Below are 16,058 nucleotides of genomic sequence, written 5' to 3' on the forward strand. Positions count from 1 at the left end.
GAGGGAACCTGTGCCAGCAATCCGGAACGTCGTTCGCACTATCAATCCACGCTATCGAAGCAGTGAGGATTGAAGGCTTCGCCACTCGCGAACCGGTCCATCAGCGTCGTGTGGTGTCGGCACTGATTGGCCTCACACCAGACATGCCGCGCTCAGCCGAGGCCCGATCGGCAAGTGAATTCAACTGTGGCGGATCACGACAGCCTCGGTCTCGGCGGTCGTGCGGTCACAGCGCGGCAGTGAGTGGACAGTCGCCGCGTTCGCGGCAGGCCTGCAGCTCGCACTCCTGTGCGGCCTCGTCATCATCCAGTGCGGTCAGGTCGAAGGTCTGCTTGTCCTCGCCCAGCACATACATCACCGGGTAGTCCCACACGTCGTCATTGCGGGTGCCTTTCACGAACAGCCGACCGTGCGCGTGCGGTCCTTCCAGGGCCACGGTCAGGCCGACATCGCGCTGGCCGTTGATCGCGGTCTGCATGCTGCCCAGCGGCATCGATTCGATATGCAGCGGCTCGCCGAAGGCTTCCACCAGTTCGATGCTGCAGCCCGCGCGGCGCAACGCTTCGCGCATCGGCGGGCTTTCGCGTGCCGCCTCGCTCCAGCGCAACACGCTCCAGGTCACCACGCCACCGGCGCCGCCCAGCACCAGCACCACCGTCAACGGCATCGCCCAGCGCCAATGACGGCACCACCAACCGGCGGACGTCTGTCGATGGGCGGGAATCGGTGGTGGCAGGGTCATCGGCGGGCTCCTTCCCGGCTGCGGATCAGGGCTTCAGGCAACGTCCCAGGAAGGCTTCGGCCACGCGGTAGCGATGCAGGGCATCGGCACCGGACAGACCATGCTTGGCACCCGGGTAGGTCATCAGCTCGAACGGCTGTGCACGCTTCTGCAACGCGCTCATCAGGCTGGTCGAATTGGTGAACAGCACGTTGTCGTCGGCCATGCCGTGGATCAGCAGCAGCGGCGAACGCAGGCCGTCGATATGGGTCAGCACGCGCGCTTCGCGGTAACACGCTTCATTGCGCGCCGGCAGATCCATGTAGCGTTCGGTGTAGTGGCTGTCGTACAGGCCCCAGTCGGTGACCGGCGCACCGGCCACGCCACAGGCGTACTGATTCGAGGCCTTGGCCAGCAGCATCAGGGTCATGTAGCCACCGTTGGACCAGCCCTGCACGCCGATGCGCGCCGGGTCCACCCACGGCTGCTGCTTCAGCCAGGTCACGCCACGCAGCTGGTCGGTCACTTCCACTGTGCCCTGCTTGCCATACAACGCACCACCAAAGTCACGGCCACGTCGCGGGGTGCCACGGTTGTCCAGCGAGAACACCACATAGCCCTGCTGGGCCAGGTACTGGTTGAACAGGTGGTCGCCACGGCCAGGCCAGCTGTCGGTGACGGTCTGGCTGGCCGGGCCACCGTAGACGTATACGGCCACCGGGTAGCGCTTGGACGGATCGAAGCCGGCCGGCTTGATCAGGCTGTAGTTGAGCGGAGTCTTGCCATCGGCAGCCATCAACGTGCCGAACTCGACCGGGCGCTGCGCATCTCGGTAGCGCGCATACGGATGCTTCGGGTCCGCCAGGTTGTTCTCGAGCAGGGTAGCGATCTTCTCGCCATTGGCGCGGAACAGTTCGATCTGCGGCGGCGTGGTGCTGTTGGACCAGCTGTCGACATAGACGCTGGCGTTGCGGGCGAAGCTGGCGCTGTGCATGCCCGGTGCCTTCGACAGGCGCTGCGGCTCACCGCCCTGCAGCGACACCGCGTAGATCTGGCTTTCGCGCGAGGTCTCGATGCCGGCACGGAAGTAGGCCTTGCCGGCCTTTTCATCGACCGCCAGCAGCTCGTCCACCGGCCAGTTGCCGTGGGTCAGCGCGGTGGCCTTGCCCTTGCTGTCGATGCGGTACAGGTGCTGGAAGCCGGTGCGTTCGGACGACCACAGCACGCTGCCGTCTTCAAGGAAGCGCAGGCTGTTGTGCAGCGGCACCCAGGTCGGGCTGGTCTCGTGGGCGAGCACGCGCTGGCGGTTGGAATCGAGTGCCACTTCCACCAGATCCAGCTGCCTCTGGTCGCGCGACTGGCGCTGGAAGCTCAGGTGCTGCGCATCGCGCCAATCGACGCGGGCCAGATAGATGTCCTGTTCCTTGCCCAGATCGACCCAGCGCGGCTGCGCATCGGCAGCCGGTGCGATCACGCCCAGCTGCACGCGCACGTTGGCATCGCCGGCAGCCGGGTAACGCTGCTCGATCACGTCAGTGCGGTCGGCGTAGACCTCGTAGCGCTTCTGCACCGGCACCGGTGCTTCATCGATGCGGGCGAAGGCGATCGCCGAATCGTCCGGCGCCCACCAGTAACCGGTGTGGCGGTCCATTTCCTCGTCGGCGACGAACTCGGCCACGCCGTTGCCGATGGTGGTGCTGCCGTCGCGGGTGAGCTGCAGCTGCTTGCCACTGGCCAGGTCGATCACCCACAGGTTGCGGCCACGAATGAAGCTGACGAAACCGCCCTTGGGCGACAGCTTGGCGTCGGTGGCGAAACCTTCACCGTGGGTCAGCTGGCGCACCGCCGCCTGGCCCTGCTGCTTGAGGTCGTACAGGTACAGTTCGCCGCCCAACGGGAACAGCAGGCGCTGCGCGTCCGGCGACCACTGGTAATCGACGATGCCGGTCATCGCGGCGATGCGCTGGCGTTCGCGGCGTGCCTTTTCCTCATCGCTGAGGGTCTCGGTGCCGGGCAGCACCACCTTGGAATCGACCAGCAGGCGGGTCTGGCCGCTGCCGATGTCGTAGGTCCACAGGTCCAGCTGGTTGCGGTCGCTGTCCTTGCCGCGCAGGAAACTGACCTGCGAACCGTCCGGCGCCACCTTCGGCTTCATCAGGGTCGGGCCGGACAATGGCAGCGGGCCGGTGATGGCTTCCAGGGTCAGCTTTTCAGCGTGGGCGGCGGTTGTGGTGGCGAGCATGAGGGCGAGCGAAGCGAACAGGTGGCGCATGGAGGATCCCGGCAAACGGCAGGTCCACCCCGGCTCGGAGCACGGGGCGGTCGTTCCCCATCCTAACCAAGCCCGTGCAGGAAGGCAGCATGACCTTTTGCCCATAAGGAGTGCCGGCAAGGAGTGCCGACCAACGGTCGGCACCCACCGTACTGGGTCAGCGCTGGCCGAACAGGTGCTTGCGCTCTTCGTCGCTGAGCGGCTTGCCAGCGTTGGGGTTCACCTGCTGGCGCAGGGCATAGGCGCGCTGGGTGGCCGGGCGCGCGGCGATGGCGTCGTGCCAGCGCTTGAGGTTCGGGAACGCGGCGAAATCCACCGGCAGCTTGTCGTAGGCGCCGATCCACGGGTAGCTGGCCATGTCGGCAATGGTGTACTCGTCGCCGGCCAGGAAGGCGTGCTGGGCCAGGCGCTTGTCCATCACCCCGTGCAGCCGGCGCACTTCATTGTCATAGCGCTCGATCGCGTACGGGATCTTTTCCGGCGCATACACATTGAAATGCCCCATCTGGCCACTCATCGGGCCCAGGCCGGCCATCTGCCAGAACAGCCACTCCAGGGTGGTGACGCGGCCGCGCGGGTCACTGGGCAGGAACTGGCCGGTCTTTTCGGCCAGGTACAGCAGAATCGCGCCGGACTCGAACACGCTCTGCGGGGCGCCGCCATCGGCCGGGGCGTGGTCGACGATGGCCGGCATCTTGTTGTTGGGCGAGATGGCGAGGAATTCCGGCTTGAACTGGTCGCCCGAGCCGATGTTGACCGGGTGGATGCGGTACTCCAGGCCGGCTTCTTCCAGCAGCAGGGTCACTTTATGGCCGTTCGGGGTGGGCCAGTAATACAGGTCGATCATGGCGGCGGCTCGGGGTGCGGAAAGGAACCTGAAGTCTAGTGCGAGAGTTGGGTTGGCACCGTCACGGCAGGCCGGTAACCTCGCCTCTCCCCCGCAACGCAGCATCCTCCGCATGAGTGCAAACCGCCCGCCGCTCTCCCCGCTGTCCACGCTGATCTTCGCCTCGCGCTGGCTGCAGCTGCCGCTGTACCTGGGCCTGATCGTGGCGCAGTGCGTCTATGTATTCCTGTTCGGCAAGGAACTGTGGCACCTGATCTCGCATTCGGCCTCGATGGGCGAGCAGCAGATCATGCTGATCGTGCTGGGCCTGATCGACGTGGTGATGATCTCCAACCTGCTGGTGATGGTGATCGTCGGCGGCTACGAGACCTTCGTCTCGCGCCTGCGCCTGGAAGGCCATCCGGACCAGCCGGAGTGGCTGAGCCACGTCAACGCCAGCGTGCTGAAGGTGAAGCTGGCGATGGCGATCATCGGCATCTCCTCGATCCACCTGTTGAAGACCTTCATCGCCAGTGGCGCGCTGGGCGGCATCCCGCTGTGCACGCCGGAGCAGATGAGCGTGGCCGCCGCCAACATCGGTGTCGCCCGCTGCTCGATGCTGACCCAGGACGGCGTGCTGTGGCAGACCATCATCCACTGCGTGTTCATCCTGTCGGCGATCGGCATCGCCTGGACCGACAAGCTGATGTCCAACGGCCACAGCAAGCCCCACGACAAGGCGCACGACCACTGAGATCGTTGCCAGCAGCGGCATGATGCCGTTGCCCATTCCGGCCACCGCCCCTTGCGCGCGGCGGTGGCCGGGATGCTAGATTGCACCCTCGCCGTTGCCGGCGGTGGCGTCGGGAAACGTCATCGTTCCGTGCCCGGACCGCAGGTCCCGGCCATGCATATCAATGATTTACGTCACGTCGTCTTCTAGAGGGGAGCAGGATGTCGCACGTCTCAACGATCACCGCCGCGCGCCGGTGGCTGCCGGTTGCCCTGGCACTGGCGCTGGCCGCCTGCTCGGGCAAGGAAGAATCCGCAGCACCGGCCCCGGCCGCCGCACCCGCCGCACCGGTGGTCGCTGCCAAGGTGCAGTCGATGGGCACCGAGCAGCTGCGCGAGTCGGCCAGCCAGGCGCTGCGCGAGAACCGCATGTATGCGCCGGCCGGCGACAACGCCATCGAGTACTACCTGGCGCTGCGCGACAAGACGCCGGACGACGCTTCGGTGAAGAGTGCGCTGACCGATCTGCTGCCCTACACCCTGATCGCCGCCGAGCAGCACCTGGGCCGTGAGGACTACCCCGAGGCGCAGCGCCTGGTAGCGCTGATCGAGAAGGTGGACGCCTCCGCCCCTGCCCTGCCGCGCCTGAAGGAAGGCCTGGCCAAGGGCGTGGAGAACGCGGCCAAGCGCACCGAGACCGAAGCAGAGAAGGCAAAGAAGGACGCCGAAGACCGGACCAAGCAGCAGGCCGAACAGCAGCGCCTGGCCGAGCAGCGCGCCAAGGAAGCCGATGCGGCCAAGCAGATTGCCGCGCAGCAGGACGCCACGCGCCGCGACAACGAACGCCAGGAAGCCGAGCGCCAGGCCACCGCCCGCCGCGAAGCCGAACAGAAGCAGCAGCAGGCGGCGGCCCAGCAGGCCAGCGCCGCACGCCAGGCAGCCGCCGCCGCTGCGCCCACGCTGCGCCCGGTCAGTACGCCGGCACCGCGCTATCCGGGCGAAGCACTGCGTTCGGGCACCTCGGGCGAAGTGCTGGTGGAGATCACCGTCGGCACCGACGGCTCGGTGATCAACGCCCGCGTGCTGCGTGCGACACCGAGCCGCGTCTTCGACCGCGAAGCCCTGAACGCCGTGAAGCGCTGGCGTTTCGAACCGGTCAGCGCACCGGTCACCACCCGCCGCACGCTGGTGTTCGCCCCGGGCGGCGGCTGATCACAAAAGGGGACGGAGGGGATTAAGTCGTTCCCGCCCCTTGATGACGCCAAGGCCCGGCATGTCCGGGCCTTGGCCGTTTCAGGCCACACCCTCGATCAAGTCCTGCAGTGCAGGATCACGCGCAGCCAGCACACGGAACAGGCCCAGTGCGTGCAGACCCGGCAGCAGCGTACGCAGGTCGGCCTCGGCGGCGGCGCGGGTGGCGTCATTGCTGGCGGGATCCTGCCAGTCACGAACGCTGGCCAGAAAGGCACCGACACTGCCCTTGCGCACGGTGACGCCGTTCACCTGCACGTCGTTCTGGTGGTCGGGAAGGATGTCCTGTGGTCGCATGGGGGAAGCGCTCGGTTGAAGTGGGCTCCAGTGTCGGGGCCCGAACGCGACGTTTCTGCCGTATAACTGCCAAGCAATATGGCAGATCAGACAACCACCGCATTGCTCGACCCCGCGTTGACCGATGCCGCTGACGGACCGGTGGTGCTGGCGGCCCGGCTACGCCAGCGCGGTATGCGTCGCACGGCCCGCCACCAGCACGCCCGCGGCCAGCTGCTGGGTGCGCACCAGGGCCTGCTGCGGATCGCCGCCGACGACCTGCACTGGCTGCTGCCCGCAGGTCACGTCGCGTGGATACCGCCCTTGCTACCCCATGCGCTGCTGAGCGCAGACGGGTTCGATGGCTGGAGCCTGTACTTCAATGCCGAGGCCTGCCTGGGCCTGCCCGCCACACCGCGCATTTTCCAGCCCAATGCACTGCTGCAGGCGGCGACAACACGTGCGCTGCGATGGCCCCATCAGCCGCTGGACGCTGCGCAGGCACGACTGGCCGGTGTGATCGCCGATGAGATTGCCGCCAGCATGCCCCTGCCGCTTGCCCTGCCACAACCGCGTGACCGGCGACTGCAGAAGATCGCCGCCGCACTGGCGCGCGCACCTGAAGACGGCTGCAGCATCGAGGAGTGGGCCGCAAGCAGCGGGCTTTCCGGCCGCAGCCTTGCCCGCCATTGGCTGGCCGAGACCGGCATGACCTTGAGCCAGTGGCGGCAACGCCTGCGCGTGCTGCTGTCGCTGCCACGCCTGCTGTCCGGCGAGCCGGTGATCAGCGTCGCGCTGTCGATGGGCTACGAGACGCCCAGTGCGTTCATCGCCGTGTTCAAGCGCGAGATGGGGGTGACGCCTGCGCGCTACGGAAAAGGGGACGGAGGGGATTAAGTCGCTTCTGCCCTACCCCACACCTTCTCGCGGCATCGCCTGATGTTCACCACAGCCCGCTTGGCGGCAGGCTGGCGACTCCTTGAATTCCTGAACTCCCATGCCTCGACAAGCACGCCTGATGCTGGCCGGCCAGCCGTACCACGTGACCCAGCGCGGTGTGAACAAGGGGGCGATCTTCGTTGACGATATCGACCGCCAGTTGTTTCTGCACCTGTTGCACAGTGCGTTTCTGAAGCATCAGGTCGCGCTGCATGCCTACGTATTGATGGGCAATCACGTTCATCTGTTGGCCACACCCTCCACGGGTGTGGGCCTAGCCAACGCGATGAGGATGCAGGGCAACAACTACGTCCAGGCCTTCAATCAGCGACATGAGCGCAGCGGACCGCTCTGGCAGGGTCGCTTCCATTCTTCAATGGTGGACAGCGACGCCTATCTGCTCAGCGTTTATCGCTACATCGAACTCAATCCAGTTCGTGCAGGCATGACAGGCGCCCCGGAAGATCACCCATGGTCGAGCGTGCATGGAAACCTGCAGCGCCGCGATGATCCGATGCTGACAGAACACCCCGCCTTTCAGGCACTGGCCTCGACCAAGCGACAGCGGGCGACGCTCTATGCGCAGTTCCTGCGGGACGTGAACGCGTCCGCTGACCTGCCGGCAATCCGCAACCACAGTGCTGCGCAGCATCCATTGGGAAGCACAGCGTACCTGCGGATGGTAGAGCAGACACTTGGACGACCTGCGATGCTGCGCAAGCGTGGGCGCCCGCGCAAAGAGGGGACGGGAGGGCTAGAAACGACTTAATCCCCTCCGTCCCCTTTTCTGCATGTCAACCGGAGATCGCCAGACGCTCGTTGTGGTAACGCCGCACCGCGGCGAACCACAGCACTGCGGCCAGGCCAAGGCTGGCGCCGAGATAGATCGCCCACACCTCCGGTGTGATCGTCTCGTGGCGGATCACCTTCAGCAGCATCTGGTTCTGCGACAGGAACGGCACGGCGTACTGCCACAGCTCGCTCTTCAGCGGATAGGCCACCAGCGCGTAACCGGGCATCATCGGCAGCAGCATCAGCCAGGTCATGTGGCTCTGCGCTTCCTTCATGCTCTTGGCTGCGGCCGACAGGAAAGTCAGCAGCGAGGTGCCGATCATCAGCATCGGCAACATCACCAGCAGCATCTGCAGCATCGAACCGACATTCATGTTGAACTGGCGACCGATGTTGCCGGGCGCGATCTGTGCGCTCACCTTGAACGCCACCAGGGTCAGCAGCAGCGATACGAACCCGACCACGCAGGCGGCGGCGATCTTGCCGCTGACAATGGCGCTGCGCGAGCCCGGCGTGGCCAGCAGCGGTTCCAGTGACTGCCGCTCGCGCTCGCCGGCGGTGGCGTCCATCACCAGGTAGGCGCCGCCGATGAACGAGGTCAACGTGAGCAGTACCGGCAGCAGCATCGACAGGATCATGCCGCGCTTGGCCTCGGCACTGGCCAGATCCTGGCGCGCCACGTCCAGCGGCCGCGCCACCTGCGCGTCGATGCCACGCGCCATCAGGCGCAGCGCACCAACCTGGCCGTTGTAGGTCGCCAGTGCCGCCTCCAGGCGTGCGCTGGGCACTTCTGCGGCGCGACGGGTACTGTCCTTGATCACCTCCACCAGCGCCGGCTTGCCATCGGCCCAGTCCTTGCCGAAGTCATCGCTGATGCGCAGCGCCACGTCGATCTCCTGGCTGCGGATGGCCTCGGCCAGGTCCTTCGGTGCCGGTGCGGTGTTCAGCCCCTGCGCGGCGAGGAAACGCACCAGATTGGGGGCGTTGTCTGCACCGATGGTCGGAATCTGCAGCGGTTGTTCAATCTGGGTGCGCACCCGGCTCTCGGCCAGCTTGCCCATGCCCAGCAGCAGCACCGGGTACAGCAGCGGCCCGAACAGCAGGGTCAGCAGCAGTGTGCGGCGATCACGGGAAAGGTCGCGCAGTTCCTTGCGCATCACCGTCATCAGGGTCGACATCATGCTCATGCGTGCAGGCCCTCTTCGCTGCCGATCAGTTTCACGAACGCATCTTCCAGGTTGGCCTCGCCGGCCTGCGCACGCAGCTCGTCGGCGCTGCCGGCCGCCATCACCGTGCCCTTGGCGATGATCACGATGTGGTCGCACAGCGCGGCCACCTCCTGCATGATGTGGCTGGACAGGATCACGCAGCGACCCTCTTCGCGAAGGCCCAGCAGGAATCGCCGCAGCGCGCGCGTGGTCATCACGTCCAGACCGTTGGTCGGCTCATCGAGAATGACGTTGCGCGGGTCGTGCACCAGCGCGCGGGCGATCGCGGTCTTCGTACGCTGGCCCTGCGAGAAGCCATCGGTCTGGCGGTCGAGGATGTCACCCATGTCCAGCGCGTGCGACAGCACTTCGATGCGCTCGCGGATGCGCTCGGCCGAGAGACCATGCAGTTCGCCGAAGTAGGCGATGTTCTCGCGCGCGGTCAGGCGCTTGTAGACACCGCGCGCATCGGGCAGCACGCCAAGGTGGCGGCGTACTTCCACCGGATTGCGTGCGGCATCGACACCATCGACGCTGATGCTGCCCTGGTCGGGGGTCATCAGCGTGTACAGCATGCGCATGGTGGTGGTCTTGCCGGCACCATTGGGGCCCAGCAGGCCGGTGATGCGGCCGTCCTCGGCACGGAAGCCGACATTGGATACCGCCTGGATGCGGCCGGTGCGTGTGTCGAAGGCCTTGTGCAGGTTGTCGGCGACGATCATGGTTCCCATCCGTTGAACGAGGTGAACGCCGGCACGTAGCTCAGCGTGTCCAGGCAGCCGGCATCCAGCGCCCTGGCATCGGTCTTGTCGATGAACTGGCCGAGCAGGCGCGGCATGCAACCGGCGGTCAGCGTGCCGTGGCCCTGGCCACGGGCGACCAGCGCACGGCCATTGGGCAGGCCCTTGAGGACCTGCTCGGCATAGCGCGGTGGCGTCACCGGGTCGAGTTCACCGGACAGCAGCAGCGCCGGTACGTCACTGCGCAGCGGCACGGCATTGGCGGGCGGTGCCGGCCGGTGCGGCCATACCGGGCAGGCGGCGAAGAAGGCACTGGCCACGTCGTTGCCGAACAGGCGCTCGGAATCCTCGGCCGGTGCGTGGTAGCGCGGCGCATCTTCGCTGCAGATCACCGACCACTGCATGCCACGATTGATCTGGAAATCCATGCTGCGGTTCGCACCCCGTGCCAGCGATGCCAGCGGTGCATAGCGGCCATGCGCGGCTTCATCGAGAACCAGCGGCAGCAGCGAGGAATACTGCGGCACATAGGAGAAGGCGAACGCCAGGCCGATCACGCTGTCCGGACTCAGCACATCCTGCCGGGGCTGGTTGGTGCCGGGGTCGCGATATTCCACCGAGACCGGCGCATGGCGCAGGGTCTCGACCACGCTGCGCAGCTGCGCGCGGGTGTCGGTCGGGAAGCGCTTGCTGCAGGCGGCATCCTTGCGGCACTGCGCCGATTGCAGGGCGATCGCATCCTCGAACGTCGTGGCGAAATCACCGCCCACCACCAGCTCATTCGGTACCACGCCATCGATGACGATGCTGCGCGTGTGCTGTGGATAGGCACCGGCATAGCGCTGGGCCACGCGGGTACCGTAGGAACCGCCGACCAGGTTGACCTGATCCACGCCGAGCGCACCACGCACCGCATCCAGATCAGCGATCGCCTCGGTGGTGGTGTAGAAGCGGGCATCGGCGCGCCCCTGCAGCGAGGCCGCGCAGCGCTCGGCATAGTCGCGCAACGATGCTTCAGTGGGTGCGGCATCCTCGTCCATGGCCAGTTCCTTGCCATCCGTGCCAAGGCAGTTGAGGGGATTGGAGCCGCCGGTACCGCGCTGGTCGACGAGGAAGATGTCACGCTGCTTGCGCACCTGGCGCAGCGCGGCATCGACGATGACCGCCACTTCGCTGGCCGCCTGGCCGGGGCCGCCGGCCAGGAAGAACACCGGGTCGGGCTGGCTGGAGCCGCTGCTGCCCGATTCCAGCCAGGCAATGCGCAGGCCGATGCGGCGGCCATCGGGCTGGGCCCGGTCCTCCGGCACCTGCAGGGTGGCACACTGCGCCTCCACGTTGGCGCTGGCGCCTTCGGTGGACAGCGTGCAGGGCTGGAAGTCGATCGTGCCGAAACGGCGGCTGGGCGCATCGCTGGCGCTTTCCGTGCCGGGTGACGGTGACTGGCTGCAACCGGCAAGCATCAGGCTGGCCAACGCTGCGGCCAACGCGAGGTGGTGTCTTTGCATCGTGCTCGTTTCCCCTGGAGGACGTTCCTGGCAACCACGACGGGCTGCCGCGGAAGATGTGACTCAACTTACACGGGCACGGCGTCGTCGGCGATGGGCAGACGCGAAATCTCCGCCGGCGTGGCGCAGGCCAGGCGATCGCGGCCCGCGGCCTTGGCCCGGTACAGCGCCGCGTCCGCCGCTGCCAGCAGCGCGGACAGGTCGCCGTGGCCATCGTCCATCGCCAGGCCGATGCTGGCGGTGACCGTCACCGGTCCGGTGCCCAGCCGCGCCGGCTTCTGCTGCAGAGCGGTACGGATGGCCGCAGCCCGCGCCATCGCTTCACCCTGCGTGCTGCCGGCCAGCACCAGCACGAACTCCTCACCACCGTAGCGTCCCAGCAGCGTGTCGTCGCCCTGCAGATCGTGCTGCAGCAGCGCAGCGAAGTGGCGCAGCACCTGGTCTCCGGCCAGATGGCCCCAGCGGTCGTTGATCTGCTTGAAATGATCGACGTCGACCAGCAACAGGGCCAGTGGCCGGCCCTGCCGACGCAGCCGCTGCAACTGTGCCTGGCCATCGGCCAGCACCGCGCTGCGGTTGAGCAGACCGGTCAGGCCATCCGTACGCGCCGTACGCCGCAGATCGACCAGCATGCGCTCGACCAGCAGCAGCACCATCGCAAAGCACCGCGCCAGTTCCAGCATCACACCGGCAATGTAGGTGACGAACATCGGTGTGCCGGTGCGCATGATGTCCTCACCGGCATCGGGTGCCACCGGCAGGAACAGGCGCACCGCGTACAGTGCCGCCTCGGCCAGGAACACCGCCGCCGCCAGACGGCAGCTGGTGCGCTGTTGCAGGGGGGCATGTCGCAGCAGCAGCCACGCGATCCAGCCATCGACCAGCAGCGTGAACACACTGAACACCTGCAGGCGCACGCCCAGGTCCGGCCACAGCACCAGGAAGGCGAAGATGCAGGCCATGAACGCGGCCGCCATCAACAATGGCCGCCACAGCGGTAGCGGCCGTTCCAGATGCAGTGCCACGCCGCGCAGCATCAGCACCGCGCAGCCGGCCATCGCTGCATTCCCGGCCAGTATGGCCGGTGCCAACGGCAGGTAGGGTCGCAGCGCCAGCAGGGTCACGCCCAGGGTCAGCAGCCACAGACTTGCGGTCCACTGGCGCAGCACCGGTTGCCCGCGCAGCACGACCAGCAGCAACGAGAACCCCACGGCAATGCCGATGCAGAGCAGGAAGCCAAGCACGGTGATGGTGGGGAAATCCAGGGACATGCGGCGCTCATCGGCCGGGGCGGCGCGCGCATCTTAGCGCCTTGTGGTGCGATCCCCGTGGCACTGCCTGGCACGATGGCGATGCGGGGTCCGAAAACGGCGAGCACGGTGACCGGCGCATGCGCAGAATCCGCGGAAAACCAAGGAGACGCCCATGCATGCGTGGTACCTCGGTGGCATCGACCACCGCCCGTTCCTGCACCTGTTCGAGAAGAGCGACACCGCGCTGGCCGCGCTGGGCATCCAGCGCCGCTGGGCCGGCGAAACAGGAGGACACCCCTGCCGGGTCAGCCTGAGCGATCCACCCCGTGGCAGCGAGCTGCTGCTGTTGTCCCATGTGCACCTGCCCCTGCACTCGCCCTATCACGCCTCGGGCCCGATCTTCGTGCAGCGTGGCGTAACACGCTGCGTGCTTCCGCCCGGTGAGGTACCCGCCTATGTACAGCGCCGTACGATCTCGTTGCGCGCCTATGACCAGGCTGCGTTGATGCTGGCCGCAGAGATCAGCGCAGGCAATGATGTCTCCGCCCGGCTGGACGCGCTGTTTGCCGACCCTGCCGTGGCCTTCGTGCAGCTGCACAACGCGGCCCACGGTTGCTTCTCGTGCCAGGCAGATCGGGTGGGTATGGCGCCGACGTAGCAGGATCTCCACGACGTGATCGATGCCTCGCCGAAGACGTGATGGCCAACGCATCCGTTCAGTCCCGCGTGAAGCCTGCGGGAAGGGCTTCACACCGCCAGTCACGGATCGGCGCTTCCGTGGTTCCTCAGCCTGCATCGCGACTCGATACTCGCCGTGGTGCCGCCGAAAGTCCGCCGTGCAGCGCAGCTCCTGCGGTCACCGTTCTCTTTCGACGACCACAAGGAAGCGCCATGTCATTCCGATCCACACCGCTGTTGCTGGCCACCTCGTTCGCCGCTGCGGGCCTCTGCCTGGCAGGCAGCGCGTTGGCCCACGGCACCATGACCACGCCGATCAGCCGCGTCTATGCCTGTTTCCAGGGCAACCCGGAGAATCCGACCAACCCCGCGTGCGCCGCCGCCAAGGCCGTCGGTGGTTCGCAGGCGTTCTACGACTGGAACGGCATCAACCAGGCCAACGCCAACGGCAACCACCAGGCCGTGGTGCCCGACGGCAAGCTGTGCAGCGGCAACAACCCGACCTTCCGTGGGCTGGATGTAAACCGCAGCGACTGGCAGACCACGCCCATCCATGCCGATGCCAATGGCAAGTTCACCTTCGTGTTCAAGGCAACCGCGCCGCATGCCACGCGTGACTGGCGCTTCTTCGTCACCCGCGACGGCTGGCAACCGGGCAGCCCATTGCGTTGGGCCGATCTGCAGGAATTCTGCACGCTGGGCAACACGTCACTGTCGGCCGATGGCACCTACAAGCTGCAATGCACGCTGCCGCAGCGCACCGGCCAGCATGTGATCTACAACACCTGGCAGCGCTCGGATTCGACCGAAGCGTTCTACACCTGCATGGACGTGCGCTTTGAAGGCGGCGGCGGTACCACACCGGCACCGCAATGGCAGGATGCTGGCCCGGTCACCGCACGCGGCGAGCTGCCGGTCGGCACCACCCTGGCGCTGCGCGTGTTCAATGCCAACGGCAATGATGTCGAACGCGTGGAAGCGATCCTGGCCAGCGGCCAGACCGCGGCCGCGCAATGGCCGTTGGCGCTGGCCCGCAAGGTCAATGCCAGTGCCCAGCATGCGCGCGTGGGCGTGCTCAACAACGGCGTGATCACGCCGTCGGCGTCGGCCACCGACAATCGCGTATACCTGAAGGACGGCAACCGCTTCCAGCTCGACACCAAGGTGCCGGACCCGGGGACGCCATCGCCGGGCGGTGATTTCGACCACGTATACCCCGCCGGCATCGGCAGCTATGTGCCGGGCCAGACCGTGGTGAAGAGCAGCGACGGCAAGCTGTATGCCTGCCGCCCATTCCCGGAAGGTGCGTGGTGCAACGTCAATGCCGAAGCCTACCGGCCGGGCGTGGGTGCGGCCTGGCGCGATGCGTGGATCGCCTACTGACGCAGCGATATGGGAGGCGGTGCAAAGTGCGCCGCCTTCTGCCTGGAGTGCGGCACAGTGAGCACCGTGTTGCAGATCGATCACGGCCTTGATCGATTTCAAACTTGTCCGATGTTGCCGACGACCCTGCATGTGAAGACTGCGCGAGGTTTCCCACACTTCGCAAAGGAGTTCCTGCATGCATCTGTCCCACCGGGCAGTCCTCGCACTGTCCGTCGTTGCCGGCCTGGCCCTGTCCGGCAGCGCCTTCGCCCACGGCACCCTGTCCAAGCCGCTCAGCCGCGTGAAGCAGTGCCACGAAGGCAATCCGGAAAACCCGACCAACCCGGCCTGCGCCGCGGCCAAGGCCATCGGCGGTGCGCAACCGTTCTACGACTGGGCCGGCGTCAACCAGGCCAACGCCAACGGCAACCATCAAGCGGTGGTTCCAGATGGCGAGTTGTGCAGCGGCGGAAACAGCAAGTACCGCGGCCTCGATCTGAACCGCAGTGACTGGCCGACCTCGCCGATCCGCGCCGATTCTCGGGGCCGCTACACCTTCGAGTTCAAGGCACCGGCCCCGCATGCCACCCGCGAGTGGAAGTTCTACGTCACCCGCGACGGTTGGCAGCCGGGCAGCCCGTTGCGCTGGGCCGATCTGCAGGAATTCTGCACGCTGGGCAACGTGCCGGTCTCCGGCGACGTCTACAAACTGGACTGCCCGCTGCCCAAGCGCAGCGGCCAGCACATCATCTACAACACCTGGCAGCGCTCGGATTCCGGTGAAGCGTTCTATACCTGCGCGGACGTGCGCTTCGAAGGCGGTGGTGGCGTCGAACCGCCGCCGCAGTGGCAGGATGCCGGCGCGGTGACCGCCCGCGGTGCGTTGGAAGAAGGCACCACCCTGACGCTGCGCGTGTTCAACGCCCAGGGCAATGATCTGGAAAGCCCGCATATCACCCTGGCTGCGGGTCAGACCGCTGCGAACCAGTGGCCGCTGGCGCTGGCCCGCAAGGTCAACGCCAGTGCGCAGCAGGCGCGCGTGGGCGTGATGAAGAACGGCGTGATCACACCGGTCGCCTCGGCCACCGAGAACCGCGTCTACCTGAAGCCGGGCAACCTGTTCCAGATCGATACCCGCCTGCCGGGCCCGGTCGATCCGGTCGATCCGCCGCCGGGTGACGACTACGACCATGTGTACCCGGCCGGCCTCGGCAGCTATGTGCCCGGCCAGACCGTTGTGAAGGGCACCGACGGCAAGTTGTACGCCTGCCGCCCGTTCCCGGAAGGTGCGTGGTGCAACATCAACGCCGATGCCTACCGCCCGGGCACCGGCTTTGCCTGGCGCGACGCCTGGATCGCGTACTGAGGCAGGACACCGGGGCGGCGTGATGCCGCCTCCGGTGGGCATTTCAAGGCGTCATGGGGGGGTGGCGGCCCCCGGCCGGCCCAAACCAGACATAATTAAAGCAGTAGGAAATCAAGCGGCGGGTAGTCGGGGTG

General features: G+C 66.7%; 15 protein-coding genes. 7 read left to right on the forward strand and 8 right to left on the reverse strand.

Features of this window, described 5'->3' with window-relative positions:
• Positions 1-226: 226 nt before the first annotated feature.
• From ACJ7C5_RS10675 to ACJ7C5_RS10685, 3 genes are all read right to left on the reverse strand, one after another.
• Positions 227-742 carry a cytochrome c oxidase assembly factor Coa1 family protein gene (locus ACJ7C5_RS10675; RefSeq protein WP_412703867.1) on the reverse strand — a complete coding sequence of 172 codons (516 nt, stop codon included), beginning with the start codon at positions 740-742 and terminating at the stop codon, positions 227-229.
• A gap of 25 nt (positions 743-767) precedes the next feature.
• Positions 768-2,993, reverse strand: coding sequence for a S9 family peptidase (locus tag ACJ7C5_RS10680; RefSeq protein ID WP_412703868.1), 2,226 nt, complete (start codon positions 2,991-2,993; stop codon positions 768-770).
• 157 nt (positions 2,994-3,150) lie between these two features.
• Positions 3,151-3,840: a glutathione binding-like protein gene (locus ACJ7C5_RS10685; RefSeq protein ID WP_094001311.1), complete on the reverse strand. Its 690-nt coding sequence runs from the start codon at positions 3,838-3,840 to the stop codon at positions 3,151-3,153.
• 112 nt (positions 3,841-3,952) lie between these two features.
• Between ACJ7C5_RS10685 and ACJ7C5_RS10690 the strand changes: the two genes are divergently transcribed.
• A complete protein-coding gene (locus ACJ7C5_RS10690) occupies positions 3,953-4,573 on the forward strand; it encodes a TIGR00645 family protein (RefSeq protein WP_088027888.1) in 621 nt (206 codons plus the stop codon).
• 200 nt (positions 4,574-4,773) lie between these two features.
• On the forward strand, positions 4,774-5,763 hold the full coding sequence (locus tag ACJ7C5_RS10695; protein WP_412703869.1) for an energy transducer TonB: 990 nt from the start codon (positions 4,774-4,776) through the stop codon (positions 5,761-5,763).
• A gap of 81 nt (positions 5,764-5,844) precedes the next feature.
• On the opposite strand, the gene ACJ7C5_RS10700 is transcribed toward ACJ7C5_RS10695, so the two are convergent.
• Entirely contained in the window at positions 5,845-6,099 is a 255-nt protein-coding gene (locus tag ACJ7C5_RS10700) for a hypothetical protein (RefSeq protein ID WP_412703870.1), read from the reverse strand.
• Positions 6,100-6,177: 78 nt separating this feature from the next.
• Here ACJ7C5_RS10700 and ACJ7C5_RS10705 point away from each other — a divergent pair, with 78 nt between their 5' ends.
• Both ACJ7C5_RS10705 and ACJ7C5_RS10710 read left to right on the forward strand, forming a co-directional pair.
• Positions 6,178-6,975: an AraC family transcriptional regulator gene (locus ACJ7C5_RS10705; protein ID WP_094001314.1), complete on the forward strand. Its 798-nt coding sequence runs from the start codon at positions 6,178-6,180 to the stop codon at positions 6,973-6,975.
• Between the two features lie 100 nt (positions 6,976-7,075).
• Positions 7,076-7,786: a transposase gene (locus ACJ7C5_RS10710; protein ID WP_412703871.1), complete on the forward strand. Its 711-nt coding sequence runs from the start codon at positions 7,076-7,078 to the stop codon at positions 7,784-7,786.
• Between the two features lie 25 nt (positions 7,787-7,811).
• On the opposite strand, the gene ACJ7C5_RS10715 is transcribed toward ACJ7C5_RS10710, so the two are convergent.
• The 4 genes from ACJ7C5_RS10715 to ACJ7C5_RS10730 form a co-directional block, all read right to left on the reverse strand.
• Positions 7,812-8,996, reverse strand: a complete 1,185-nt coding sequence (locus tag ACJ7C5_RS10715) for an ABC transporter permease (protein ID WP_412703872.1) — start codon at positions 8,994-8,996, stop codon at positions 7,812-7,814.
• Positions 8,993-9,739 carry an ABC transporter ATP-binding protein gene (locus ACJ7C5_RS10720; protein ID WP_285317405.1) on the reverse strand — a complete coding sequence of 249 codons (747 nt, stop codon included), beginning with the start codon at positions 9,737-9,739 and terminating at the stop codon, positions 8,993-8,995. The genes ACJ7C5_RS10715 and ACJ7C5_RS10720 overlap by 4 nt, the downstream gene beginning before the upstream one ends.
• A complete protein-coding gene (locus tag ACJ7C5_RS10725; protein ID WP_412703873.1) occupies positions 9,736-11,262 on the reverse strand; it encodes an alpha/beta fold hydrolase in 1,527 nt (508 codons plus the stop codon). The genes ACJ7C5_RS10720 and ACJ7C5_RS10725 overlap by 4 nt, the downstream gene beginning before the upstream one ends.
• 68 nt (positions 11,263-11,330) lie before the next feature.
• Positions 11,331-12,533, reverse strand: a complete 1,203-nt coding sequence (locus tag ACJ7C5_RS10730) for a GGDEF domain-containing protein (protein WP_412703874.1) — start codon at positions 12,531-12,533, stop codon at positions 11,331-11,333.
• Positions 12,534-12,687: 154 nt separating this feature from the next.
• Between ACJ7C5_RS10730 and ACJ7C5_RS10735 the strand changes: the two genes are divergently transcribed.
• From ACJ7C5_RS10735 to ACJ7C5_RS10745, 3 genes are all read left to right on the forward strand, one after another.
• Entirely contained in the window at positions 12,688-13,173 is a 486-nt protein-coding gene (locus ACJ7C5_RS10735) for a DUF1203 domain-containing protein (protein ID WP_094001320.1), read from the forward strand.
• A 233-nt stretch (positions 13,174-13,406) separates the two neighbouring features.
• Positions 13,407-14,576, forward strand: coding sequence for a lytic polysaccharide monooxygenase (locus ACJ7C5_RS10740; protein ID WP_412703875.1), 1,170 nt, complete (start codon positions 13,407-13,409; stop codon positions 14,574-14,576).
• 178 nt (positions 14,577-14,754) lie between these two features.
• Positions 14,755-15,924 carry a lytic polysaccharide monooxygenase gene (locus ACJ7C5_RS10745; RefSeq protein ID WP_094001322.1) on the forward strand — a complete coding sequence of 390 codons (1,170 nt, stop codon included), beginning with the start codon at positions 14,755-14,757 and terminating at the stop codon, positions 15,922-15,924.
• The last annotated feature ends 134 nt before the right edge of the window (positions 15,925-16,058 follow it).

The organism is Nocardiopsis yanglingensis, assembly GCF_045809185.1.
Lineage (GTDB): Bacteria > Pseudomonadota > Gammaproteobacteria > Xanthomonadales > Xanthomonadaceae > Stenotrophomonas > Stenotrophomonas yanglingensis.